Raw genomic sequence first — 21,924 nt, forward strand, 5'->3', positions numbered from 1 at the left:
TAGGGTTTTAACGGTAATATTGGTGCAATGCACAAAATGTAAGATACCAAGATGTGTTGTTTCCAAGCTGGTAAATCCGCCCGATCAGTTGAATTGAATGTTTAATGGGCAGAAAATCTTGCCTCGGCTCAAGCTTCATCAGCCACGAGTCGATAACGCTCAGGCCGCAACACGGAAAAACTTGCAGGACGCATCGCAGGAAAGACAGTGCCCCGGCAGCATGACGACAGCCCGTCGCGCTGCCGGGGATCATCGAATGCCGTTGAAGCTCATCGCCGGATGCTTTGCCGGGATCAACGGGCGTACCGGTTTCCACCGGAGTTACTGGGGCAACCATGCTCTATCAAATTCACGAATTTCAGCGAGCCATGCTGTCTCCCCTCACAGCATGGGCACAGGCCGCATCCAAGTCGTTTGTCAACCCGGCCAGTCCGCTCGCCTACGTGCCGGGTTCGAGCCGTCTCGCCGCGGGTTACGAATTGCTCTACCGGCTCGGCAAGGACTACGAGAAGCCCGAGTTCAATCTCCATCAGATCGTCAAGGACGGTCATAACATTCCGATCGTTGAACAGACGGTGATCGAAAAGCCGTTCTGCCGCCTGCTGCGCTTCAAGCGCTTCGCGGACGACAGCGCGACCGTCACCAAGCTGAAGAACGAGCCGATCGTGCTCGTGTGCGCGCCGCTCTCGGGCCACCATTCGACGCTTTTGCGCGACACGGTGAAAACGCTGCTGCAGGATCACAAGGTCTACATCACCGACTGGATCGACGCGCGCATGGTGCCGATCGAGAACGGCCCGTTCCATCTGGACGATTACGTCGAATACATCCAGGAGTTCATCCGCCACATCGGCGCGAAGGATCTGCACGTGATCTCGGTGTGTCAGCCGACCGTGCCGGTGCTCGCGGCCATTTCGCTGATGGCGAGCCGCGGCGAAGACACGCCGCGCACGATGACGATGATGGGCGGCCCGATCGACGCGCGCCGCAGCCCCACGTCCGTCAACTCGCTCGCGAACGAGCACTCGTACGAGTGGTTCGAGAACAACGTCATCTACACGGTGCCGGCGAACTATCCGGGCGTCGGACGCAAGGTGTATCCGGGCTTCCTGCAGCATGCGGGTTTCGTCGCGATGAATCCTGAGCGCCATCTGACGGCCCATTGGGACTTCTATCAAAATCTGCTGCGCGGCGACGATGAAGACGCCGAGCAACATCGCCGTTTCTACGACGAATACAACGCCGTGCTCGACATGGCCGCCGAGTATTACCTCGAGACGATCCGCGTCGTCTTCCAGGAATTCCGGCTTGCCGAGGGCACGTGGGAAGTCAACGACGAACTCGTGCGTCCGCAGGACATCGAGCACACCGCCCTTTTCACGATCGAAGGCGAGCTCGACGATATCTCCGGCAGCGGCCAGACGCGCGCCGCACACGATCTGTGCACCGGCATCCCGGCGAAACACAAGCGGCATTTCACGGCGGAGAAGGCGGGTCACTACGGCATTTTCTCGGGGCGCCGCTGGCGCACGATGGTGTATCCGCAATTGCGCGAGTTCATTCTCGAGCACGACAAAACGCCGAAGACGGAAGCGGTGCCCGCGTAAGCGAGCGCCTGGACCAGTTTCATCGCAGCAAACGAAACCGTCGCGCCTTGCAGAAGGCGCGACGGTTTTTCTTTGGACAGCGCGTGCGGCAGCGTTGAATCAGCGACGTGTCAGATACGCCAGCAGCAATTCGGTATTCATCCGCACGATCTGCTCGCGCTGCACTTGCTCGCTGAAGTCGAGGCCGAACGTCGCCTCGAGCGTGAAGCGGTTCGAGACGATGTAATAGCCAAGTCCCGACAGGATGATGTAGAACTTGAGCGGATCGACGTCGGTGCGAAACAATCCGGCTTTCTGTCCGCGATCGAGAATGGCCGTCAGCGTCGTGACGATGGGCGAAATGAGTTCGCGGATTCGATTCGATCCTTTGATATATCTCGCCTCATGCAGATTTTCATTATTGATGAGGCGCAGCAATTCCGGATGATCGCGATAGTAATCCCAGACGAAATGCGCAAGCCGCGTCATCGCTTCGATGGGCGCGATGCCGTCGAGTTCGAGCGTTCGCTCGGCATCGACGAGCGCAGACAGCGCATGTTCGAGCACGGCGGTGAATAACTGCTCCTTGCTACCGAAGTAGTAATAGAGCATGCGTTCATTGGTCTCCGCCCGGCGCGCAATCTGATCGACGCGGGCGCCGAACAGGCCGCCGGCCGCGAATTCTTCTGCGGCGGCAAGCAAGATACGGCGCCGGGTGCCTTCAGGATCTCTTTTGATTTTCGGCTGATTCATGGTGGCATGACTCGGGAGCCGCGTTGCCGGATTAGCGTCACGCGGCCCGCATTGGGGTACATGACGTGAACGGGCGCTGCCCATGGTTATTGGGAAACACCGTCCTGCGGTCAAACGGAAAAGCGCTTCGATTATGCGCACATCGAACGACATTGGCAATTGGGATTGAAAGCCATTCGGCGCGACTGGCGATGACTTCGGCGATAATGTCGAAAAGCCGAGCGTGCGCCCGCCGAGCGGGACGCGCGCCGAACAGGCAGCGTGCGGTCGTCGTGGATGCCGAAGCGTTTTCTTCGCATCGGGCGTGATCACATCGACGATCTTCGCCGACGCTGCGCCAGTCCCCAAGGCATCCTCGCAATCCCTCGTGACCGCAACCTTTTCCAAGACGCTCGCGGAGCGCATAGAAGACCTGCTGCCGCAGACGCAATGCACCAAGTGCGGCTATCCCGCCTGCCGGCCGTATGCCGAGGCCATCGCCGCCGGCGAGGCGAACTACAACCAGTGCCCGCCGGGCGGCGCCCAAGGCGTCGCGCGATTGGCGGCGCTGCTCGGCAAGCCCGATATTCCTCTCGATACGACGCACGGCGCGGAGCGCGCGCGGCCCGTTGCCGTGATCGACGAGAACGTGTGCATCGGTTGCACGCTGTGCATGCAGGCGTGCCCGGTCGATGCGATCGTCGGCGCGGCCAAGCAGATGCACACGGTCATCGCCGAGCTGTGCACCGGCTGCGATCTGTGCGTGCCGCCCTGCCCGGTCGATTGCATCGCGATGGTGCCCGTGACCGGCGAACGCACCGGCTGGGACGCGTGGAGTCAGGAAGCAGCCGATGCGGCGCGCGCGCGGCACGATCGCCGAGTCGCGCGTCTCGAACGCGAGCGAGCGGCGGCCCAGGCGCGGGCGAGCGCGCGTCAGGCGGCGCGCGCCGCGCAAGCGGAGCAACCCGCGCCGGAAACGCCGCACACGCAATCTTCGGGCGACGATCCGGAAGCGAAGAAGCGCGCGATCATTCAGGCCGCGCTTGAACGCGCACGCAAAAAGAAGGAAGAGATGGCGCAGCTCGGCTCGGGTCCGAAAAACACGGATCACGTGAGCGCGGCGGTGCAGGCGCAGATCGACGAAGCGGAAGCGCGCCGTCGCCGTCTGGGCCTGACGGACGACCAGAACGCGCCTCGATCCGACGAAGGCGACAAACCCGCGTGAGAACGGACATCGAACCATGAACGCCACGAAGCGCCGCGCCATCTACGAGACCTTGCAGAGCCTGAACCCTCACCCGACGACCGAGCTCGAATACACGACGCCGTTCGAACTGCTGATCGCCGTGATGCTCTCCGCGCAGGCCACCGATGTCTCCGTCAACAAGGCGATGCGCAAGATGTTTCCCGTCGCCGATACGCCGGCGGCGGTGCTGGCGCTCGGCGAGGAAGGCGTGTCGGAGTACATCCGCACGATCGGGTTGTATCGCACGAAGGCCAAGAACGTGATCGCGACGTGCCGCATTCTCACCGACCAGTACGGCGGCGAGGTGCCGGACAGCCGCGAGGCGCTCGAAGCGCTGCCGGGCGTCGGCCGCAAAACCGCGAACGTCGTATTGAACACGGCGTTCGGGCAACCGGCGATCGCCGTCGATACCCACATCTTCCGCGTCGCGAATCGCACGGGGCTCGCGCCCGGCAAGGACGTGCGCGCTGTCGAAACCGCACTGGAGAAGTTCACGCCGAAGGAATTCCTGCACGACGCGCATCACTGGCTGATCCTGCACGGACGCTACGTCTGCAAGGCGCGCGTGCCGCAATGCTGGCATTGCGCGATCGAGCCGCTTTGCGAATATCGGCCGAAGACGCCCGCGCCGGTCGAATGAACATGGTCCCGGCAGAGTCGGCGCGCCGCGGGCTACAATAGCGGGTTCAGAAACCCGCAATCGAATCAATACGTTATGTTCAACCCCAGCCGCGACGAAGTTCGCCAGTTCTTCACCGAAACCTGGCGCAAGGAGCGCGCCGGCGAGATTCTGACGCCGCTCGAAAGCATGGCCGCCGACTGGATCGGCGAGCATCCCGAATATCACGACGCGCTCGCGAATCCCGAATCGCGCGAAGCGGATTACTCGCCCGATCGCGGCCAGACCAATCCGTTCCTGCATCTGTCGATGCACCTCGCGATCAGCGAGCAACTGTCGATCGATCAGCCGCCGGGCATCCGCCGCGCGCACGACCGGCTGGTCGCGCGCCTCGGCTCGCCGCACGACGCGCAGCACGCGATCATGGATTGCCTCGGACAGGTGATCTGGGAAGCGCAGCGCTCCGGCACGCCGCCCGACACCGACGCCTATCTCGCGCTGATCGAGCGCCGTGCTTCGCGCGACTAAGCATCGAAACCGGTCGCCCAAGCAAAACACCCCGCTCGAGAGCGGGGTGTTTCGTTCGTCTGCGGACTGCCGGAGAAACGCGCTTACTTCTTCAGCACGAGACTGCCGTCGAGCGATTCGATATAGGCCGCGAGATCCTTCAGATCGCTCTGCGACAGGCTTTGCACCTGCGCCGCCATGATCGCGTTGTTGCGTCCGAAATTCGGGTTGTTGCCGCCGATCTGATACTGGCGCAGCGCCCAGTAGATGTATGTCGCGTGCTGGCCCGCGAGACGCGGATACTCGCCGCTCACCGGCTTGTTGAGCCCGGGGCCGTGACAGGCCGCGCAGTTGTGGCTGTCGGACAATGCCTTGCCGTTGCTCACGTCGGCCGCGTGCGCCGTGCCGAACGCCGTCATGCCGATAAGCGCCGCTGCCGCGCATGCTGCCTTGAAGCTTGAGTGAAGTGCCTTGGACGGCTTCATGAATTCTCCTACCCGTTGTCGCTTTGCGTTCTCACGCGCGGATCACTTGTCGGGATTGTTCTTCGATTGGGGAGTCTGCGCGGCGTAGTACGCGGCGATATCGGCGATGTCCTGATCCGACAGCGTCGTCGCGATGGCGCGCATCGTGTCGAAATGACGGTCGCCCTTCTTGTAGGCGTGCAGTGCATTGGCGATGTACTGCGCGTTCTGGCCGCCCAGCATCGGCACTTCGTAGACCTCGGGGTACGCGGTGCGATAGCCGGGGATGCCGTGGCAGCCGATGCACATCGCGACCTTGCCCTCTGCGGCCTTCGCGTTGCCGACGACGTCGGCCGACGCCTGGGTCGCGAAGCCGGCGAGACCCGACAGCGCTGCAATCACGGCACATTTGCCGACGAAATTGTTCATAGCTCTTCTAACCTGGCTTGAGGGGAAATCCGGCGCTCCAAAGGCCGCGGCCGGCGCCGAGCGCATTACAACCTTCTCGGGACTGTTTGCTGCTAGGGTTTGTCGCCACGCAGGCCAAAAAAATCGCGCTAATTGTACCGCGCGACCTACCCTCCGTCCACACGCGAACCGTGCCGAAGCCTTGCTGGCAAGGGGAATCGGCTGAAAAGCAGCCGTTTGACCTGCGACAATTCGTCCCTGTACAAGCGACGAGCCCGCTTGCGCGCGCACTTCACACGCTTTCGGGCACGCTGCGGCGACCGCCGGTGAAGCGGCTCAAACGATACCCGGCGCACGTCAATACCGAAAGGTCTTCTGACTTATACTGGGATTTTTTTGCCAACCGGATCTTCGTCATGCGTTTCGAAGGCTCATCGCAATACGTCGCAACCGACGATCTCAAGCTCGCGGTGAATGCCGCGATGACGCTGCAACGGCCGCTGCTCATCAAGGGCGAGCCCGGCACCGGCAAGACCATGCTGGCGGAGGAAGTCGCGGGCGCGCTCGGCATGCCGCTCCTGCAATGGCACATCAAGTCGACGACCAAAGCCCAGCAAGGTCTCTACGAATACGACGCGGTGTCGCGCCTGCGCGATTCGCAGCTCGGCGACGAACGCGTGAAGGACATTCGCAATTACATCGTCAAGGGCGTGTTGTGGCAGGCGTTCGAGTCGGACCAGCAAAGCGTGCTGCTCATCGACGAGATCGACAAGGCGGACATCGAATTTCCGAACGACCTGTTACGCGAGCTCGACCGCATGGAGTTCTATGTCTACGAGACGCGGGAGCTCGTGCGCGCGAAGCATCGGCCGCTCGTCATCATCACGTCGAACAACGAGAAGGAACTGCCCGACGCGTTCCTGCGCCGCTGCTTCTTCCACTACATCAGGTTCCCGGACGCGGAGACGATGAAGGCCATCGTCGAGGTGCATTTCCCCAATATCAAGCAGGACTTGCTCGCCGCGGCGATGCAAAGCTTCTTCGAACTGCGCGGCGTCTCGGGACTGAAGAAAAAGCCATCCACGTCCGAACTGCTCGACTGGCTCAAGCTGCTGCTGGCCGAAGACATTCCGCCCGAAGCGCTGCGCTCGTCCGATCAGAAGCAGATCGTGCCGCCGCTGCACGGCGCGCTCTTGAAGAACGAGCAGGACGTCGCGCTGTTCGAGCGGCTGCTCTTCATGAACCGCAACCATCGTTGAGAACATGAGCCGCTGGATCGAACCCGTCACGCTGGAAGGCGAGCACGTCAGGCTCGTGCCGCTCACGCCCGAGCACGAACAGGCGCTCACGGCCGCCGCGAGCGACGGCGAATTGTGGAAGCTCTGGTACACCTTCGTGCCCTCGCCCGACAAGACGCGCGCCTATATCGACACCGCGCTCGACATGCGCGACCGCCTCGGCGCGCATCCGTTCGCCGTGATCGATGCGAAGACCGGCGACGTCGTCGGCTCGACGCGATACTTCAACGTCGACGAAGCGAACCGGCGGCTGGAGATCGGCCATACGTGGTATGCGAAACGCGTGCAGAAGACCGCGCTCAACTCCGAAGCCAAGTTGCTGCTGCTGACGCACGCATTCGACAGGCTCGATGCCATCGCGGTCGAGTTCCGCACGCATTTCATGAACCACGCGTCGCGCACGGCGATCGCCCGGCTCGGCGCGAAGCAGGACGGCATCCTGCGCAACCATCAGATCGGCAAGGACGGCGTGCTGCGCGACACCGTCGTGTTCTCGATCATCCGCTCGGAGTGGCCGGCGGTGCGCGCCAACCTGAATTACCGACTCGACCGCTAAAGACCCGCCAAGATGGAGAGCGCGCCATGCTGATCGACTTCTTCTACACGCTGCGCGACGCGAAGCTGCCCGTCTCCGTGAAGGAATACCTGACCTTGCTCGAAGGGCTGAAGGCGCAGGTGATCTCCCCGTCGCTCGACGAGTTCTACTTTCTCGCCCGCATGACGCTCGTGAAGGACGAGAAGTACTTCGACAAGTTCGATCGTGCGTTCGGCGCGTATTTTCACGGCGTGACGCAGCTTCCCGACGAAGCGTTCGACATTCCGCTCGACTGGCTCAAAAAGCGTCTCGATCGCGAATTCACGGCGGAGGAAAAGAAGCGCATCGAGGCGCTCGGCGGCCTCGACAAGCTGATGGAGCGCCTGAAGGAACTGATGGACGAGCAGAAGGAGCGGCACGAAGGCGGCAACAAGTGGATCGGCACGGGCGGCACGTCGCCGTTCGGGCATGGCGGCTACAACCCGGAAGGCATTCGTATCGGCGGGGAGTCGTCGGGGAATCGCACGGCCGTGAAAGTGTGGGACGAACGCGCATACAAGGATTACGACGATCAGGTCGAAATCGGCACGCGCAACATCAAGGTCGCGCTGCGTCGCTTGCGGCGCTTCGCGCGCGAAGGCGCCGCCGAAGAGCTCGATCTGCCCGACACGATCCGCAGCACCGCCGCCAACGCGGGCTGGCTCGACCTGAAGATGGTGCCGGAGCGCCACAACAACGTGAAAGTGCTGATGCTGCTCGACGTCGGCGGCTCGATGGACGATCACATCAAGCGCGTCGAGGAACTTTTTTCGGCGGCGAAGGCCGAGTTCAAGCATCTCGAGTTCTACTACTTCCACAATTGCGTGTACGACTATCTGTGGAAGCACAATCGCCGCCGCCACGCGGAGCGTACCCCGACCTTCGACGTGCTGCACAAGTTCACGCCGGACTACAAACTGATCTTCGTCGGCGACGCCACCATGAGCCCTTACGAAGTGCTGCAGCCGGGCGGCTCCGTCGAATACAACAACGCCGAGGCGGGCGCGGTGTGGCTGCGCCGCCTTGCCGATCAATTCCCGCATCACGCGTGGCTCAATCCCGAGCCCGAGCGGCTATGGGAATATCGCCAGTCGATCTCCGCGATTCGAAACGTGCTCGGCAATCGCATGTATCCGCTCACGATGGCCGGCCTCGAAACCGCGATGCGCGCGCTGTCGAAATAAACCACCCGAACCCCACGCATGAAAGTCTCTTCCCCGGCGCCCGTCGCGCTGCGCCCCTTCTTTGATTCCTCGGTATCGACCATCGTCGCCGGTTTCGTCGCGATGATGACCGGTTACACCAGTTCGCTCGTGCTGATGTTCCAGGCCGGCCAGGCCGCGCATCTGACCGACGCGCAGATTTCTTCGTGGATCTGGGCGCTGTCGATGGGCATGGCCGTCTGCACGATCGGCCTGTCGCTGCGCTATCGCGCGCCGATCGTCGTCGCATGGTCGACGCCGGGCGCGGCGCTGCTCGTCTCCTCGCTGCCGAACGTCGCGTACGCGGATGCGATCGGCGCATTCATCGTCTGCGCCGTGCTCCTGACCGCCGTCGGCCTCACCGGCTGGTTCGACACGCTGATGAAGCGCATTCCGTCGGGCATCGCCGCCGCGCTGCTCGCCGGCATCCTGTTCGAGATCGGCATCGAGATTTTTCGCGCCGCCGAGCATCGCACGGCGCTCGTCATCGTGATGTTCTTCACGTATCTCGCCGGCAAGCGCTTCGTGCCGCGCTACGCGATTCCGGCGACGCTCGTCGCGGGCATCGCTGTCGCGGGCGGGCTCGGGCTGCTGGATTTCACGCGTTTTCACGTCGCGCTTGCGCATCCCGTCTTCACGATGCCCGCGTTCTCGATTGCATCGGCAATCAGCATCGGCATTCCGTTGTTCGTCGTGGCGATGGCGTCGCAGAACGTGCCGGGCATCGCCGTGTTGCGCGCGGACGGCTACACGACGCCTTCCGACCCGCTCATCTCGACGACCGGCCTCGCATCGCTCGTGCTCGCGCCATTCGGCTCGCACGGCGTGAATCTCGCCGCCATCACCGCCGCGATCTGCACCGGACGCGAGGCGCACGAGAATCGCGACAAGCGCTACACCGCGGCCGTCTGGTGCGGCATCTTCTACCTGCTCGCGGGGACGTTCGGCGCGACCATCGCGGCGCTGTTCGCGGCCTTTCCGAAAGAACTCGTGGTTTCGGTCGCGGCGCTCGCGCTGTTCGGCTCCATCATGAGCGGGCTCGCCAACGCCATGCAGGACGCGCGCCAGCGCGAGCCCGCGCTCGTCACGTTCATGGTGACGGCGTCGGGCCTCACGTTGCTGTCGATCGGCTCCGCGTTCTGGGGATTGATCGCGGGCGTCGCGACCCATGTCGTGCTCAATGCCCGACGCGCCTGACGCAGCCTACAATGGCGGAATCGGCCCTGATTTCCGGCCGATCCTTCCGCAACAGATTTTTGGCATTTCCGTCATGGCCTTGATCGACAAACTGCTCGCGCGCTCCGCACCGCCGGGCGCCGCCCAGAAACGCAAGACCATCGTGCGCGTGCTGCTCGACGACGCCGGGCGCGTCCAGGACATCGTCCTGAAAATGAGCTGCGGCGATCCGGCGAAGGACGCCCACGCGCTCGACGAGGTCCGCAAGATGCGCTTCGCGCGCGGCCAGCTCGGCTCGGGCACGGTGCGGCGCTGGCACGAGCTCGCGTACGCGGTGGATTGAGCGCGAATGAACGCACCGGGGATGCCCCGGTCGAAATGCGGCACGCCGAATGTGCGCGCGCACGGTATCAGCGCGTTCGCCACGCGCGGGACTAGAATGGGAGAATGATATTCAGGGGCGCGCCGCGCGAACGAAGTCGCCGCGCGGCGTCGCAATCATGGGCAATCCGCGGGTTGGTTACCGCAATTTGACAAGGCGCAACGCGTCTGAGACTCGACATGACATCCGCTCTCGACCAGCTCAAGCAATACACGACCGTCGTCGCCGACACGGGCGACTTCCAGCAATTCATCCAGTTCAAGCCGCAGGATGCCACGACCAATCCGTCGCTGATCCTGAAGGCCGTTCAGAAGGACGATTACAAGCCGCTGCTCGAAAAGACCGTCAAGGAGCACGCGAAAAAGCCGATGCCGCAGATCATCGACAATCTGCTCGTGGCGTTCGGCACCGAGATTCTCAAGATCATTCCGGGCCGCGTGTCCACTGAAGTCGACGCGCGCCTCTCGTTCGACACGAAAGCGTCCATCGACAAGGCGCACGACATCATCAAGCTGTACGAGAACGCCGGCATCGGCCGTGATCGCGTGCTGATCAAGCTGGCGTCGACGTGGGAAGGCATCCGCGCCGCCGAAGTGCTGCAGAAGGAAGGCATCCACTGCAACATGACGCTGCTCTTCTCGCTCGCGCAAGCGGTCGCGTGCGCCGAGGCCGGCGCGCAACTGATCTCGCCGTTCGTCGGCCGCATCTACGACTGGTACAAGAAGGCCGCCGGCGCGGAATGGGACGATGTCAAAAACGGCGGCGCGAACGATCCCGGCGTGCAGTCGGTGCGCCGCATCTACACGTATTACAAGAAGTTCGGCTACAAGACGGAGGTCATGGGCGCGAGCTTCCGCACGGTGAGCCAGATCACCGAACTCGCCGGCTGCGATCTCCTCACGATCAGCCCCGATCTCCTGAAGAAACTCGCCGACAGCAATGACAAGGTCGAGCGCAAGCTCTCGCCGGACAATTTGAAGAACGAAAACGTGGAGAAAATCGCCGTCGACGAGCCGACTTTCCGCTTCCTCGTCAACGACGACGCGATGGCGACGGAAAAGCTCGCGGAAGGCATTCGCGCATTCGCCGCCGACGCCATCAAGCTCGAGAAACTGATCGCCGCGCTCCAGTAACGCGTGCGGCAAACCAAACCGCGGATCGCGCCGGAATATCGGTGCAATCCGCGGTTTTTTCTGTTTCGCCCGTTGTTGACGTAATTTGACTTTTTCCTAATCAACGTGGGACCGCGTTGCAATAGACTTCCGAGCTTTAGCGGCATGTCCGCTTCATATGCACGGAGTCATTGGGTCATGCAACTCGATACCTACATCTTCTACAACGGCGATTGCGCCGCCGCGCTCGAACTCTATCAGGCGGCGTTCGGCGCGCAGATTGCCGCTCTCGTGCGCTTTCGCGATGTGCCGGACGGTGGCAACGCCCCGCCCGACTGGCAGGACAAGGTCATGCACGCGGTGTTCGTCGTCGGCAATAACGCGATCATGGTGTCCGACGGCCGTTACGGTCAGCCGCGCAAAGACTATTCCGGTTTCACGCTTTCGATCGCCGCGAAGGACGCGCAATCCGGCGAACGCATCTTCAACATGCTCGCCGAAAGCGGCAACGTCCTCACGCCGTGGCAATCCACATTTTGGACACAAGGTTTCGGCATGCTGACCGATCGCTTCGGCGTGCCCTGGCTCATCAACGTGGTGCACGAAGGCGAAGCGCAGGCCGCCTGAACTTCCGCGCGTCACGGATTGAGCGGCCGCGCGCCTTCGATATTCCACTGCCGCTCGATTTCCGACAGACGCAGCCGCAAGCGATCCACCTGCTCGACGAAGCGCATCGCGAGCCAGTGCATGCCCTGCGTCGTCGCGTTCACCTCGTCGTCCGCGCACGGCTTCGGCGCACCTGAAGTTTCCATCGCGCGATACAGCAAACCGACGCGCCCGAAGCGCAACGCCCGCGCCATCTGCAGCAGTTGCAGGCGCACCGCGTACTCGCCCGGCGAGCATGCAATGGCGAAGCGGCTCGCCGTTGCGCTCGCGACTTCCGGCATCGACGTCACCAGCATCTCCAGCGCCGCGAGAATCGATCGATGCAGCCGCTGGATTTCTTCCAGCCGCGCCATCGGCACCTCGGTTTCCTTCGCGACCGATTCCATCAACGCGCGCGCCTGCACGAGCCGCTGGCTCATCGCATACATGCGGCGCGCGGTGTCCTCGGCGGCGAGCGGCGTGCCGTCGAGCAAGGTGCCGTAGATCTTCGCGCATTCGCGCAGGTTGTCCGCGAGCCGGTAGCGCCACGAGTACGTCGCGTATTGCGGCAGCACGAACGAAAACGCGAGCGCGATCACGACGCCGATCAGCACGTTGGCCGTGCGCCACAACCCGGTGGAAAGCGGCAGATCGCCGTGTCCGGAGACGATGACCATCGTGATCGCCGTGAGCAGCGCCACATAGCCCGGCTTGCCGATCGCGTAGTACGCGCAACCGCCCGCGATCAGGCACATCAGCACGAAGAAGACCATCGACGAGCCGGTGAGCGTCTGCGCCAGGATCAGAACAAGCCCGAAGCCCGCGCCCAGCATCGTTCCGATTGCGCGCTCGGCGGCCTTCTTGCGGATGTTGCCGTAATGCTGCAACCCGCCGACGACGACCAGAACGGACACCGTCGCCCAGATGCCGTGCGGCATGTCGATGCCCGTCGTGACGGCGATCGACATCGCCACCGCCAGGCCGACGCGCAGCCCGTGAATGAGGTTCGCGTGCCGGTAGCGGAAGTACGGGGACGCGATCCCGTGAAACAGGCGGAAGAGACGGCCGCGCCTGAGTGACGTCGATGTCGGAGAAAGCATGGTTCGCTCACGTCGATGAACCCGCACGCCCTGTCACGCGAAGGCTGTCGGAATAAACAAAACGCCCGTAACGGCGAGAAGCCAGTTACGGGCGTTTTACCAGCTTTTCGCGCGCCGCGCCGCGCGCGTGTGCGACCGGCCGGAATCAGCCTTCCACGATATCCAGATAATCTTCCGGACGCGTGCGGTCGTCCGAGCGCTTGAGGCCCAGCACGCGCACGAGCAGGCTCACGACGATCGAGACGATCAGGTTCGCGATCAGCGCCCACACCGCCGCATAGCCCGGCACGACATAGCCGAACAGATGCAGCGGATAGATCGAGCCCTTCAGTTGCAGCGACACGGCCATCCACGTGCCGACGCCGATGCCGACCGCCCAGCCGATCAGCAAGCCGCGATGATCGAGCACGCGCGTATAGAGGCCGAGCACGAGCGCGGGCAGCGTCTGAATGATCCAGATGCCGCCGAGCAGTTGCAACTGGATCGCATACGTCAGCGGCAACGCGAGAATGAACACCACCGCGCCCACCTTCACGATCAGCGAGACGAGCTTGGCGACGTTGGTTTCCTGCTCCGGTGTCATCGACGTGTTGACGAACTCGCGATGCACGTTGCGCGTGTACAGGTTCGCCGCCGCGATCGACATGATCGCCGCCGGCACCAGCGCGCCGATGCCGATCGCCGCGAACGCCACGCCGACGAACCACGACGGAAAGTAATGCAGGAAGAGCGCCGGCACGGCGAAGTTCGCGCCGTAGGCCTTGAAGTACGACGCGTATTCCGGCATGTCCTTCACGCCCGAGGCGAGCGCCATATAGCCGAGCAGCGCGAGCAGGCCGAGCACGAGCGAGTACGCCGGCAGCAACGACATGTTGCGGCGGATCGTATTGCCCGAATTCGACGACAGGATCGCGGTCACCGAGTGCGGATACAGGAAGAGCGCGAGCGCCGAGCCGACCGCGAGCGTCGCGTACGCGCTGTAGCCGTTCAGGCTCGCGGCATCGGGCGCTTTCAGGAGCAGCTTTTCGGGCGGCACGGTGCTGAAGATATGGCCGAAACCGCCGAGCTGCGCCGGAATCACGATCATCGCGGCGATGATCGTGACGTAGATCAGCACGTCCTTCACCACGGCGATCATCGCCGGCGCGCGCAGGCCGGACGTGTACGTGTACGCGGCGAGAATTGCGAACGCGATGATGAGCGGCAGATCGCCGACGAAGCCCTGCGTCGAGAAGCCGAGCGCGCCGATCACCACTTCGATGCCGACCAGTTGCAGCGCGATGTACGGCATCGTCGCGACGATGCCCGTCAACGCGACGGCGAGCGCGAGCATGCGGCTGTTGTAGCGCGCGTGCACGAAGTCGGCGGCGGTCACGTAGCCGTGGCGCTTCGCGATGCTCCAGAGCTTCGGAAACACGACGAACGCGAACGGATAGATGAGGATGGTGTACGGCAGCGCGAAGAAACCCGTCGCGCCCGCGCCAAACACGAGCGCCGGCACCGCGACGAACGTGTAGGCCGTGTAGAGATCGCCGCCGAGCAGGAACCACGTGACGATAGTGCCGAAACGGCGGCCGCCCAGACCCCATTCGTCGAGCTGGGCCAGATCGCCCTTGCGCCAGTGCGCGGCGATAAAGCCGAGAATCGTGACGCCGACGAAAAAGAGAACGAAGACGAAGGTTGCAGTGGCGTTCATCATCGCGCACCTCCGCTCTTTCGTCCCGAGGGCAGCGCCTTCGTCTTTTTATAAACGACGGCGGTGATGACCGCGCTTATCAGCACCCAGAGTAGCTGGTACCAGTAGAAGTACGGAAAGCCCCACAAAACGGGCTCGATCTTGTTGTAAAACGGCACCCATACCACACCGATCCACGGAAGGATCAGAAGCCAAAGCCAATGCTTGTTGCGCGGTTGTCCGGTGCCGGTCGCAGCTTCGTGAGCCATGAGCGGTCTCCTCTTGTTTTGTTTCGCATTGTTATCGCGAGCCCGGCGGGATGCCGGTCGTCGGGTAGACATGCTGCTGAAAGCGCCCCGAAATAACAGAGGGAGTATATGGACCGATAAATACCGCTCAAATCAGGGAGAATCCCGACTATTCAGATTTCGCTGATTTCGGTGATTTCCCTGCCTGCCACGAAAGGGCCAGAACGCGTGTTCCGGCCCGAGCGTGCGCCATCAGATCGAGAACGCGCCGCTCGCCGCCACGCCCGCGCTTTCGGCCAGTCGTTTCACCCATTTGCGCGCGGGCAAATCGAGCTGCGCTTCGATCAGCCTGGCGCGTGCCTCCAGCGCGGCGAACGGCACGTCGAGCGCGGGGCCGGCGAACGGCACGTCGAGCGCGGGGCCGGCGAACGCAATCGCGACGCGATTGCCGTCGTGCACTTCGGGCAGCGCGATGACACGCTGATCGAACGCCTCTTTCAGATGCCGCATGTTGCGCACGAAACTCGGATGGTCGCCGAACAGGTTGATCGTGACGACGCCCGCTTCCGGCGTGAGACAGGCGCGGCACGCGCGATAGAACGACACGCTGTCGAGCACGGGGCCGCGCGCGGTGGCGTCGTAGAGATCGATCTGCAACGCGCCGATCGTGCCGTGATTCGCGCGATCGTTGACGAACTCCCACGCGTCGCGCTCGGTGACGGTGAGACGCGCGTCGTCGTAGGGCAGCTCGAACATCGCGCGCGCGGCGATCACGACGGCCGGGTTCAGTTCGACCGCTTCCACCTTCGCGCGCTTCAGAAACCGATGGCAGAACTTCGTGAGCGCGGCCGCGCCGAGCCCGAGTTGCACGATGCGTTCCGGCGTTTCGACGAAGAGCAGCCACGCCATCATCTGCTGCGCGTATTCGAGCTCGATGTGATCGGGCTTTTTCAGCCGCATCGCGCCTTGCACCCATTCGGTGCCGAAGTGCAGATAGCGCACACCGCCCTCTTCCGAGAACGTCACGGGCGCGAAACGCGGCTTGCGCGGCGCGTCGATGCGTGGCGCGTTCGCGAGGTCGTCATCGTCACGTTGGTGCTTATTGCCTTTTTTGCGGCCGAACGCGCGGGCCTCGGCCGATGCGCGCTTGATGAGATTCGTCATTGTGTGGTGAGGATGTCGCGCCAGATGCGCAATTTTTGATCGAACGAGAGGATAGCATTGGCCGCGCTCGACGACGGCAGCACGAGGGTTGCGTAACCCGCGGCGCTCAGCACGGGCGCGAACTTCCCCGATGCCTTGCCGTTGAAGCACACCTTGCGCAGCTTCGGAAAGCGCGTATGAAACACGGCGAAGTCATTCGGCGATGCGTTGCGGATCGCCGCGTCGAGACTGCCTTCGCGCTCGCAGGCGGCGAGCACGTCCCATAAGCCGATGCCATGCGCGACGAGCCGCGCGAGGCGATCGTCGTAGGCGAGCGCGTGCAGGTCCTCGCCGATCGCCGCGCCGACGAGCCGCCAGAACTGGTTGCGCGGATGCGCGTAGTACTGCGTCGCTGCGAGCGACGCGACGCCCGGAAAGCTGCCGAGGATGAGCGTGTGCGTCGCTGCGTCGCCGACCGGTGCGAATCCCGCGAGCTTCATTTCGCCTCGCCTTGCGCGACGCGCTTCGCATGCGAGCTCAGGTGATCGTACGAGCGCGCGTGTTCCCGATGATGCTTCTTGCCGTCCGATGCGGCGAGCCTCGTCCAGAGCGCATCGAGCATGCATTCGGTGACCATCAGCGGCGCGCCGTGACGTTCGAACACGGAACGGCGCGCGACGAGCGCATGTGCTCGTTCGTTCGTTTGCACGAATGCGAGACGGTGCAGCGGATGCCGCGCGCCGATTCGCCGGCTGACGAGCACCGAGCGCGACACGCTGCTGTCGCTATAGAGCAGTTCGGCGAGCGGACGCGTGCGCAGGCGGCGCATCGATTGCCATACGCCCGTGCTGTGCGAAAGCGGCACGATGCTATGCGCGACGACGAACGGCACGCCGTCCACTTTCAACGCGACTTCGCGCGCCCACACCGGTGTGCGCGGCGTGATCCCGAGCGCTTCCGACTCGTCGCGCCAGGGCATGTCGACGGCTTCGCGCGTGACTTCGACCGTCACCGCGCCGAGCGTGCGCAGATGCGCGGTCAGCGAGCCGCCGCGTGTGAGCCAGTCTTTTTGTGCGTCGGAGAGCGAAGGGAGCGGGACGACGCGCCAGTGGGCGTCGATGGGATCGTTGGGCGTGAGCATGGCGGGGATTATAGGACCGCGGGCGTGCTCATCGACTGCTTAGGAGGATTCGTATGGAACCCGCGCGCTGACCGGCAGAAACTGAATCGCCGGACGCATGTGTCAGATCCGGCCGCGCATCGGGCACGAACATCGACACGACATAGAGAGGACATCAAATGCCGGAAAACAAAAAACGGACATCGCAGACGGTGGCGCATCTCGCGGCGGAAACGCTACATGACCCGCAGGCGTCGACCATCAAGAAAAGCCTCGCCGCGTCGGCCTTGTCGCAAGCGCACACCAGCAAGCAAACGGGCGCCCAGATGGAGCACAAGGCGAGTGAAGTCCTTCACAGCAACAAGTATTCGGCAGAAACGAAGACGCTTGCCGCGTCGGTTCTCGCACAGTCCAACAAGAAGCGAAAGCCGAAATGACAAACGCGCCGCCGGTTTCCCGACGGCGCGTCGATTCAAATCGAGTTTGAAACTTACCGCGCAAGCAACAACGCATTCGTGCGCTTCACGAAGCTCGCCGGATCATCCAGCGCCCCGCCTTCAGCCAGCAATGCCTGATCGAACAGCAGATGGCACCAGTCGGCGAAATTTGCGCTGTCCGTCTGCAACGCCTTCACCAGCGGATGCTCCGGATTCACTTCGAGAATCGGCTCCGCTTGCGGCGCCTTCTGCCCCGCCGCCTTCAGCATGCGTTGCAGGTAGCCGCTCATGTCGCCTTCATCGGCGACGAGACAGCTCGGCGAATCGGTGAGACGGAACGTGAGGCGCACATCCTTCGCCTTGCCTTCGAGCGCTTCCTTCATCTTCTCGACGAGCGGCTTCATCTCTTCGCCGACCTTCTCCTGCTGCTGCTTTTCCTCGTCGTCGAGCGCGCCGAGATCGAGATCGCCGCGCGCGACGCTCTGCAACGGCTTGCCATCGAACTCGTTCAGGAACGACAGCATCCACTCGTCAACGCGATCCGTCAGCAACAGCACCTCGACGCCCTTCTTGCGGAACACTTCCAGATGCGGACTGTTCTTCGCGGCCTGCCAGCTATCGGCGGTCACGTAGTAGATCTTCGTCTGCTCGGGTTTCATGCGCGCGACGTAGTCGGCGAGCGACACGTTCTGCTCGTCGCTGTCGTTCTGCGTCGACGCGAAACGCACCAGCTTCGCGATGCGCTCGCGATTGCTGAAGTCCTCGCCGATGCCTTCCTTCAGCACCTGACCGAACTCCTTCCAGAACGTCGCGTACTTTTGCTTGTCGGCGTCTTCGGTGGCTTCCGCGGACGACGTCGCGATCTCTTCCAGCATCGACAGCACGCGCTTGGTCACGCCTTCCCGAATCGCCCTCACGTCGCGGCTTTCCTGCAGGATTTCGCGCGACACGTTGAGCGGCAGATCGGCCGAATCGACGACGCCCTTCACGAAGCGCAGATACGCGGGCAGCAACTGCTCGGCATCGTCCATGATGAACACGCGCTTCACGTAGAGCTTCAGCCCGCCGCGATGCTCGCGGTTCCATAGATCGAACGGCGCGTGCTTCGGCACATACAGCAGTTGCGTGTACTCGCTGCGGCCTTCGACGCGGTTATGCGTCCACGCGAGCGGATCGTCGTGATCGTGCGAGACGTGCTGATAGAACTGCTTGTATTGCTCGTCACTGATGTCGTTCTTGGGACGCGTCCAGAGCGCGCTCGCCTGGTTGACGGTCTCGTCCTCGTCCTTCACGACCATCTCGCCTTTTTCAGCGTCCCATTCTTCCTTGTTCATCAGGATGGGTAGCGCGACGTGATCCGAATACTTCTGGATGATCGACTTGAGCCGGTGCGTGGAGAGCAGTTCGTCCTCGTCGGCGCGCAGGTGCAGCGTGATGGTCGTGCCGCGTTGCGCGCGCTCGATGTCCTCAACTTCGAAATCGCCCTCGCCCGCGCTCGTCCAGCGCACGCCCTGATTCGCCGGCAGGCCCGCGCGGCGGGTTTCGACCGTGATCTTGTCCGCGACGATGAAGCCCGAATAGAAGCCCACGCCGAATTGGCCGATGAGCGCCGCGTCCTTCTGCTGGTCGCCGGAGAGCTTCGAGAAGAACTCCTTGGTGCCGGAGCGCGCGATCGTACCGAGATGCGAGATCGCCTCGTCGCGGCTCATGCCGATGCCGTTATCGTCGATGGTGACGGTGCGCGCGGCCTTGTCGAACGACACGCGAATGCGCAGATCCGGATCGCTCTCATAGAGCGCGCTGTTCTCGATGGCTTCGAAGCGCAACTTGTCCGCTGCGTCCGACGCGTTGGAAATCAGCTCGCGCAGGAAAATTTCCTTGTTGCTGTACAGCGAATGGATCATCAGGTGCAGAAGCTGCTTCACTTCTGCCTGAAAGCTCATGGTTTCTTGCGCCATGGTCGGGTCCTCTGTGTTGATTTTGACGATGCGTTTCGAGTCGGCCATACGGCCAATTTGTCGGATATAAGGGCGGCCGGGCGTTTTTCAAGAGCCGGCGTGTCCGGATAAGATGCTCCGTACCGAACGACCGGTCACCTCCGTCACTGCAATGCCCTTCTTGCGCAATTCCGATCGCCACGCCCGGCCGCTCTCTCGCGACGAAGCGCAGATGGCCCGGCTCGTGTTCCGCGATGCGATCGACTACGCGTCCGTGAAGGTCCACGCGTGCGCCTACCTCCCGTTCGGCCTGCAACCTCGCCGCACGGCGATGGCGCCGAACGGCCATCTCTATTTTCCACGCGGCTGTTTTCAGGACGACTTCTCCGCATGCGACCTGCCGAATCGCATGTGGTTCATTCACGAAATGACGCATGTCTGGCAGTTCCAGCTCGGCTATCCGGTGCGGCTGCGCGGCGCGCTGCGTATCGGCCTCCCGTATGCGTACATGCTCGCCGACGGCAAGCGCCTCTCCGACTACAACATGGAAGCGCAAGGCAATCTGCTCGCGGACTACTTCGCGCTGAAGTTCTGCGACGGCCAGGATCGCCTGTACGAACACCGCTACCGGCACACGCCCGGCGCGCTCGCGCTCTATGAAGCCGTGCTCGCGGACTTCATTCGCGCGCCCGCCGAGCGTCGCAACCTGCCGGGACGGGGCCGCTAGGCGCTGCGCCGCGCGGCCTTTTCCAGATAGCCGGAGAGCAACGCGGGCAGCGCCGGATCGCCGCAATTGGCGATGTTGAAGCGCATCCACGTTGTCGGCGACTGATGCGGCGAAAACAGGCTGCCCGGCGTCAGCAGAAAGCCCGCTTCGTGTCCGGCTGCCGCGAGGCCATCGGAATCGACGCCCGCGTCCGCCCACAGGAACATGCCTGCCGCCGACGGCGGTGCGAAAAGCCTCAGGCCGGTCTTCTCCAGCATGCGCGCGGTCTTGTCGCGCACCCCGTCGAGCCGCGCGCGCAGCCGCTCGACGTGACGCCGGTAGTGCCCTTCGGTCAGCACCTTGTAGACGACGCGCTCGTTCAACTCCGGACTCGTCATGCCGACGAGCATTTTCTGGTCGGCGAGCGCTTTCGCGACCTCCGGCGCCGCCGCGATATACCCGACGCGCAGATTCGCCGCGAGGGTCTTCGAAAAGCTGCCGAGGAAGATCACACGCCGCAGTTGATCGAGCGATGCAAGGCGTGTTGCCGGAAAGCCCGCCGGACAAAGATCGCCGTAGACATCGTCCTCGACGACGATGAAGTCGTACTCTTGCGCGAGTTGCAGAATCCGGTACGCCTGCGCTGCCGTGAGCGACGTGCCGGTCGGATTCTGCAGCACCGAATTGATGATGAGCATCTTCGGCCGCCAGGTTGCGACGAGCGTCTCCAGCGCTTCGAGGTCAGGGCCGTCGGGCGTGTACGGCATGCCGACGAGCCGCGCGCCCTGCGAAGCGAAACGGCCGAACATCTGGAACCACGCCGGATCGCCGACGATCACCGCATCGCCGGGCTTCACATAGAGCCGCGAAATCAGGTCGATCGCCTGCGTGATGCCCGACACGAGCACGATCTGCCGCGCCGCCGACGCGCCGATTTCGAGTTCCGCGAGCCGCGTCTGCAATTGCTGACGCAGCGGCAGAAAACCTTGCGGCGTGCCGAAGCCGAGCATCTGCGCGCCGCTCTGACGCGACAGCGAGCGCAGCGCGTTGGTGATCAGTTCGCCGTCGAGCCACCGCCCCGGCAGGTAGCCGAGACCCGGCCCTTTTTCCGGGCTGGACGTGTGCAGCATGTTGCGCAGCAGCCAGACCACGTCGATGGCGCTTTGCACCGGCTCGCGCTCCGCCGCGACGGCAGGCGGCTCGCCTTTCGCGACGAGCGTCGGCGCGATGCGCTCGCGCACGTAGAAGCCGGAACCGCGCCGCGAATCGAGATAGCCGTGCGCAACGAGCCGCTCGTACGCCTCGACCACGGTGAAACGCGATACGCCCTTGTCGAGCGCGAGCTTGCGGATCGACGGCATGCGCATGCCCGGACGAAACACGCGCTCGTCGATGCGGCGGCGGCCCCATTGCACCAGTTGATCGACGAGCGTGAGCTGCGCGGCGTCGTGCGGGGCGGGAATCTGGTCGAGCGGAACGGACATGCGGGCCTCCGGTGTACAGCAAGCGTGGCGGTGCGCGATAAGAACTGTACCGAATAGTATTGGGCTGATTGTACCGTTACTGTCACGGTGTTAGCGGCTACATTTTGCTTTCGGGCTGTCTCG

25 protein-coding genes are annotated in these 21,924 nt (G+C 63.3%); 13 read left to right on the top strand and 12 right to left on the bottom strand.

Going from position 1 to position 21,924, the window contains the following annotated elements; all coding sequences use genetic code 11:
* Window positions 1–7 precede the first annotated feature (7 nt).
* The gene (locus U4Y90_RS02780; protein ID WP_321791950.1) at window positions 8–337 is read right to left on the bottom strand and encodes a hypothetical protein; all 330 of its coding nucleotides are present in this window, start codon (window positions 335–337) and stop codon (window positions 8–10) included.
* Between U4Y90_RS02780 and U4Y90_RS02785 the strand changes: the two genes are divergently transcribed.
* On the top strand, window positions 336–1,607 hold the full coding sequence (locus U4Y90_RS02785) for a polyhydroxyalkanoate depolymerase (RefSeq protein WP_321791952.1): 1,272 nt from the start codon (window positions 336–338) through the stop codon (window positions 1,605–1,607). The two genes, U4Y90_RS02780 and U4Y90_RS02785, sit on opposite strands and share 2 nt — an antisense overlap.
* A gap of 99 nt (window positions 1,608–1,706) precedes the next feature.
* Here the strand turns inward: U4Y90_RS02785 and U4Y90_RS02790 are convergent, their stop codons facing one another.
* Window positions 1,707–2,339: a TetR/AcrR family transcriptional regulator gene (locus U4Y90_RS02790; RefSeq protein ID WP_321792567.1), complete on the bottom strand. Its 633-nt coding sequence runs from the start codon at window positions 2,337–2,339 to the stop codon at window positions 1,707–1,709.
* Window positions 2,340–2,706: 367 nt separating this feature from the next.
* Here U4Y90_RS02790 and rsxB point away from each other — a divergent pair, with 367 nt between their 5' ends.
* The 3 genes from rsxB to U4Y90_RS02805 all read left to right on the top strand — a co-directional run bounded on the left by rsxB (window position 2,707) and on the right by U4Y90_RS02805 (window position 4,711).
* The gene (gene rsxB / locus U4Y90_RS02795; protein ID WP_321791954.1) at window positions 2,707–3,543 is read left to right on the top strand and encodes an electron transport complex subunit RsxB; all 837 of its coding nucleotides are present in this window, start codon (window positions 2,707–2,709) and stop codon (window positions 3,541–3,543) included.
* Window positions 3,544–3,559: 16 nt separating this feature from the next.
* Complete coding sequence (nth, locus tag U4Y90_RS02800; RefSeq protein WP_321791956.1) at window positions 3,560–4,204, top strand: endonuclease III; 645 nt, start codon at window positions 3,560–3,562, stop codon at window positions 4,202–4,204.
* Window positions 4,205–4,279: 75 nt separating this feature from the next.
* The gene (locus tag U4Y90_RS02805; protein ID WP_062602779.1) at window positions 4,280–4,711 is read left to right on the top strand and encodes a DUF1841 family protein; all 432 of its coding nucleotides are present in this window, start codon (window positions 4,280–4,282) and stop codon (window positions 4,709–4,711) included.
* 83 nt (window positions 4,712–4,794) lie between these two features.
* Here U4Y90_RS02805 and U4Y90_RS02810 read toward each other — a convergent pair whose 3' ends face one another.
* Both U4Y90_RS02810 and U4Y90_RS02815 read right to left on the bottom strand, forming a co-directional pair.
* Complete coding sequence (locus U4Y90_RS02810) at window positions 4,795–5,175, bottom strand: c-type cytochrome (RefSeq protein WP_321791959.1); 381 nt, start codon at window positions 5,173–5,175, stop codon at window positions 4,795–4,797.
* Between the two features lie 42 nt (window positions 5,176–5,217).
* On the bottom strand, window positions 5,218–5,583 hold the full coding sequence (locus U4Y90_RS02815; protein WP_061121774.1) for a c-type cytochrome: 366 nt from the start codon (window positions 5,581–5,583) through the stop codon (window positions 5,218–5,220).
* Between the two features lie 395 nt (window positions 5,584–5,978).
* Here U4Y90_RS02815 and U4Y90_RS02820 point away from each other — a divergent pair, with 395 nt between their 5' ends.
* The 7 genes from U4Y90_RS02820 (at window position 5,979) to U4Y90_RS02850 (ending at window position 11,933) form a co-directional block, all read left to right on the top strand.
* On the top strand, window positions 5,979–6,821 hold the full coding sequence (locus U4Y90_RS02820) for a MoxR family ATPase (protein ID WP_321791964.1): 843 nt from the start codon (window positions 5,979–5,981) through the stop codon (window positions 6,819–6,821).
* Between the two features lie 4 nt (window positions 6,822–6,825).
* Window positions 6,826–7,416: a GNAT family protein gene (locus U4Y90_RS02825; protein WP_321791966.1), complete on the top strand. Its 591-nt coding sequence runs from the start codon at window positions 6,826–6,828 to the stop codon at window positions 7,414–7,416.
* Window positions 7,417–7,442: 26 nt separating this feature from the next.
* Window positions 7,443–8,618, top strand: a complete 1,176-nt coding sequence (locus U4Y90_RS02830) for a VWA domain-containing protein (protein ID WP_321791968.1) — start codon at window positions 7,443–7,445, stop codon at window positions 8,616–8,618.
* 18 nt (window positions 8,619–8,636) lie between these two features.
* Entirely contained in the window at window positions 8,637–9,833 is a 1,197-nt protein-coding gene (locus tag U4Y90_RS02835; protein WP_321791970.1) for a benzoate/H(+) symporter BenE family transporter, read from the top strand.
* 73 nt (window positions 9,834–9,906) lie between these two features.
* A complete protein-coding gene (locus U4Y90_RS02840; protein ID WP_321791972.1) occupies window positions 9,907–10,155 on the top strand; it encodes an energy transducer TonB in 249 nt (82 codons plus the stop codon).
* Between the two features lie 218 nt (window positions 10,156–10,373).
* Entirely contained in the window at window positions 10,374–11,327 is a 954-nt protein-coding gene (tal, locus tag U4Y90_RS02845; protein WP_321791973.1) for a transaldolase, read from the top strand.
* Between the two features lie 177 nt (window positions 11,328–11,504).
* Window positions 11,505–11,933 carry a VOC family protein gene (locus tag U4Y90_RS02850; RefSeq protein WP_321791975.1) on the top strand — a complete coding sequence of 143 codons (429 nt, stop codon included), beginning with the start codon at window positions 11,505–11,507 and terminating at the stop codon, window positions 11,931–11,933.
* An 11-nt stretch (window positions 11,934–11,944) separates the two neighbouring features.
* Here the strand turns inward: U4Y90_RS02850 and U4Y90_RS02855 are convergent, their stop codons facing one another.
* The 6 genes from U4Y90_RS02855 to U4Y90_RS02880 form a co-directional block, all read right to left on the bottom strand.
* Window positions 11,945–13,051: an FUSC family protein gene (locus U4Y90_RS02855; RefSeq protein ID WP_321791977.1), complete on the bottom strand. Its 1,107-nt coding sequence runs from the start codon at window positions 13,049–13,051 to the stop codon at window positions 11,945–11,947.
* Window positions 13,052–13,196: 145 nt separating this feature from the next.
* Window positions 13,197–14,747 (bottom strand): monocarboxylate uptake permease MctP, encoded by a 1,551-nt coding sequence (gene mctP / locus U4Y90_RS02860; RefSeq protein WP_321792569.1) that lies wholly within the window; start codon window positions 14,745–14,747, stop codon window positions 13,197–13,199.
* Window positions 14,747–14,995, bottom strand: a complete 249-nt coding sequence (locus tag U4Y90_RS02865; RefSeq protein ID WP_062255420.1) for a DUF3311 domain-containing protein — start codon at window positions 14,993–14,995, stop codon at window positions 14,747–14,749. Before U4Y90_RS02865 ends, mctP begins: the two co-directional genes overlap by 1 nt.
* A gap of 231 nt (window positions 14,996–15,226) precedes the next feature.
* Complete coding sequence (locus U4Y90_RS02870) at window positions 15,227–16,138, bottom strand: spermidine synthase (protein WP_321791980.1); 912 nt, start codon at window positions 16,136–16,138, stop codon at window positions 15,227–15,229.
* On the bottom strand, window positions 16,135–16,617 hold the full coding sequence (locus U4Y90_RS02875) for a DNA-deoxyinosine glycosylase (protein ID WP_321791982.1): 483 nt from the start codon (window positions 16,615–16,617) through the stop codon (window positions 16,135–16,137). The genes U4Y90_RS02870 and U4Y90_RS02875 overlap by 4 nt, the downstream gene beginning before the upstream one ends.
* Window positions 16,614–17,258 carry a chorismate--pyruvate lyase family protein gene (locus U4Y90_RS02880; protein WP_321791984.1) on the bottom strand — a complete coding sequence of 215 codons (645 nt, stop codon included), beginning with the start codon at window positions 17,256–17,258 and terminating at the stop codon, window positions 16,614–16,616. Before U4Y90_RS02880 ends, U4Y90_RS02875 begins: the two co-directional genes overlap by 4 nt.
* 191 nt (window positions 17,259–17,449) lie before the next feature.
* On the opposite strand from U4Y90_RS02880, the gene U4Y90_RS02885 reads away from it, so the two are divergent.
* A complete protein-coding gene (locus U4Y90_RS02885; RefSeq protein ID WP_415749283.1) occupies window positions 17,450–17,674 on the top strand; it encodes a hypothetical protein in 225 nt (74 codons plus the stop codon).
* A 53-nt stretch (window positions 17,675–17,727) separates the two neighbouring features.
* Here the strand turns inward: U4Y90_RS02885 and htpG are convergent, their stop codons facing one another.
* The gene (gene htpG / locus U4Y90_RS02890) at window positions 17,728–19,632 is read right to left on the bottom strand and encodes a molecular chaperone HtpG (RefSeq protein ID WP_321791988.1); all 1,905 of its coding nucleotides are present in this window, start codon (window positions 19,630–19,632) and stop codon (window positions 17,728–17,730) included.
* Window positions 19,633–19,783: 151 nt separating this feature from the next.
* On the opposite strand from htpG, the gene U4Y90_RS02895 reads away from it, so the two are divergent.
* Window positions 19,784–20,338, top strand: a complete 555-nt coding sequence (locus tag U4Y90_RS02895; protein WP_321792571.1) for a Rhs element Vgr protein — start codon at window positions 19,784–19,786, stop codon at window positions 20,336–20,338.
* On the opposite strand, the gene U4Y90_RS02900 is transcribed toward U4Y90_RS02895, so the two are convergent.
* The gene (locus U4Y90_RS02900) at window positions 20,335–21,801 is read right to left on the bottom strand and encodes a PLP-dependent aminotransferase family protein (protein ID WP_321791990.1); all 1,467 of its coding nucleotides are present in this window, start codon (window positions 21,799–21,801) and stop codon (window positions 20,335–20,337) included. The two genes, U4Y90_RS02895 and U4Y90_RS02900, sit on opposite strands and share 4 nt — an antisense overlap.
* Window positions 21,802–21,924: the final 123 nt, after the last annotated feature.

The sequence above is a fragment of the Caballeronia sp. J97 genome, assembly GCF_905220305.1.
Lineage (GTDB): Bacteria > Pseudomonadota > Gammaproteobacteria > Burkholderiales > Burkholderiaceae > Caballeronia.

Bases quoted from the DNA above. Each gene is read 5' to 3' on its own strand.
- U4Y90_RS02785 (WP_321791952.1), top strand. From the start codon at position 336: ATGCTCTATCAAATTCACGAATTTCAGCGAGCCATGCTGTCTCCCCTC.
- U4Y90_RS02780 (WP_321791950.1), bottom strand. From the start codon at position 337: ATGGTTGCCCCAGTAACTCCGGTGGAAACCGGTACGCCCGTTGATCCC.
- U4Y90_RS02790 (WP_321792567.1), bottom strand. From the start codon at position 2,339: ATGAATCAGCCGAAAATCAAAAGAGATCCTGAAGGCACCCGGCGCCGT.
- nth (WP_321791956.1), top strand. From the start codon at position 3,560: ATGAACGCCACGAAGCGCCGCGCCATCTACGAGACCTTGCAGAGCCTG.
- U4Y90_RS02805 (WP_062602779.1), top strand. From the start codon at position 4,280: ATGTTCAACCCCAGCCGCGACGAAGTTCGCCAGTTCTTCACCGAAACC.
- U4Y90_RS02810 (WP_321791959.1), bottom strand. From the start codon at position 5,175: ATGAAGCCGTCCAAGGCACTTCACTCAAGCTTCAAGGCAGCATGCGCG.
- U4Y90_RS02815 (WP_061121774.1), bottom strand. From the start codon at position 5,583: ATGAACAATTTCGTCGGCAAATGTGCCGTGATTGCAGCGCTGTCGGGT.
- U4Y90_RS02820 (WP_321791964.1), top strand. From the start codon at position 5,979: ATGCGTTTCGAAGGCTCATCGCAATACGTCGCAACCGACGATCTCAAG.
- U4Y90_RS02825 (WP_321791966.1), top strand. From the start codon at position 6,826: ATGAGCCGCTGGATCGAACCCGTCACGCTGGAAGGCGAGCACGTCAGG.
- U4Y90_RS02830 (WP_321791968.1), top strand. From the start codon at position 7,443: ATGCTGATCGACTTCTTCTACACGCTGCGCGACGCGAAGCTGCCCGTC.
- U4Y90_RS02835 (WP_321791970.1), top strand. From the start codon at position 8,637: ATGAAAGTCTCTTCCCCGGCGCCCGTCGCGCTGCGCCCCTTCTTTGAT.
- U4Y90_RS02840 (WP_321791972.1), top strand. From the start codon at position 9,907: ATGGCCTTGATCGACAAACTGCTCGCGCGCTCCGCACCGCCGGGCGCC.
- tal (WP_321791973.1), top strand. From the start codon at position 10,374: ATGACATCCGCTCTCGACCAGCTCAAGCAATACACGACCGTCGTCGCC.
- U4Y90_RS02850 (WP_321791975.1), top strand. From the start codon at position 11,505: ATGCAACTCGATACCTACATCTTCTACAACGGCGATTGCGCCGCCGCG.
- U4Y90_RS02855 (WP_321791977.1), bottom strand. From the start codon at position 13,051: ATGCTTTCTCCGACATCGACGTCACTCAGGCGCGGCCGTCTCTTCCGC.
- mctP (WP_321792569.1), bottom strand. From the start codon at position 14,747: ATGAACGCCACTGCAACCTTCGTCTTCGTTCTCTTTTTCGTCGGCGTC.
- U4Y90_RS02865 (WP_062255420.1), bottom strand. From the start codon at position 14,995: ATGGCTCACGAAGCTGCGACCGGCACCGGACAACCGCGCAACAAGCAT.
- U4Y90_RS02870 (WP_321791980.1), bottom strand. From the start codon at position 16,138: ATGACGAATCTCATCAAGCGCGCATCGGCCGAGGCCCGCGCGTTCGGC.
- U4Y90_RS02875 (WP_321791982.1), bottom strand. From the start codon at position 16,617: ATGAAGCTCGCGGGATTCGCACCGGTCGGCGACGCAGCGACGCACACG.
- U4Y90_RS02880 (WP_321791984.1), bottom strand. From the start codon at position 17,258: ATGCTCACGCCCAACGATCCCATCGACGCCCACTGGCGCGTCGTCCCG.
- htpG (WP_321791988.1), bottom strand. From the start codon at position 19,632: ATGGCGCAAGAAACCATGAGCTTTCAGGCAGAAGTGAAGCAGCTTCTG.
- U4Y90_RS02895 (WP_321792571.1), top strand. From the start codon at position 19,784: ATGCCCTTCTTGCGCAATTCCGATCGCCACGCCCGGCCGCTCTCTCGC.
- U4Y90_RS02900 (WP_321791990.1), bottom strand. From the start codon at position 21,801: ATGTCCGTTCCGCTCGACCAGATTCCCGCCCCGCACGACGCCGCGCAG.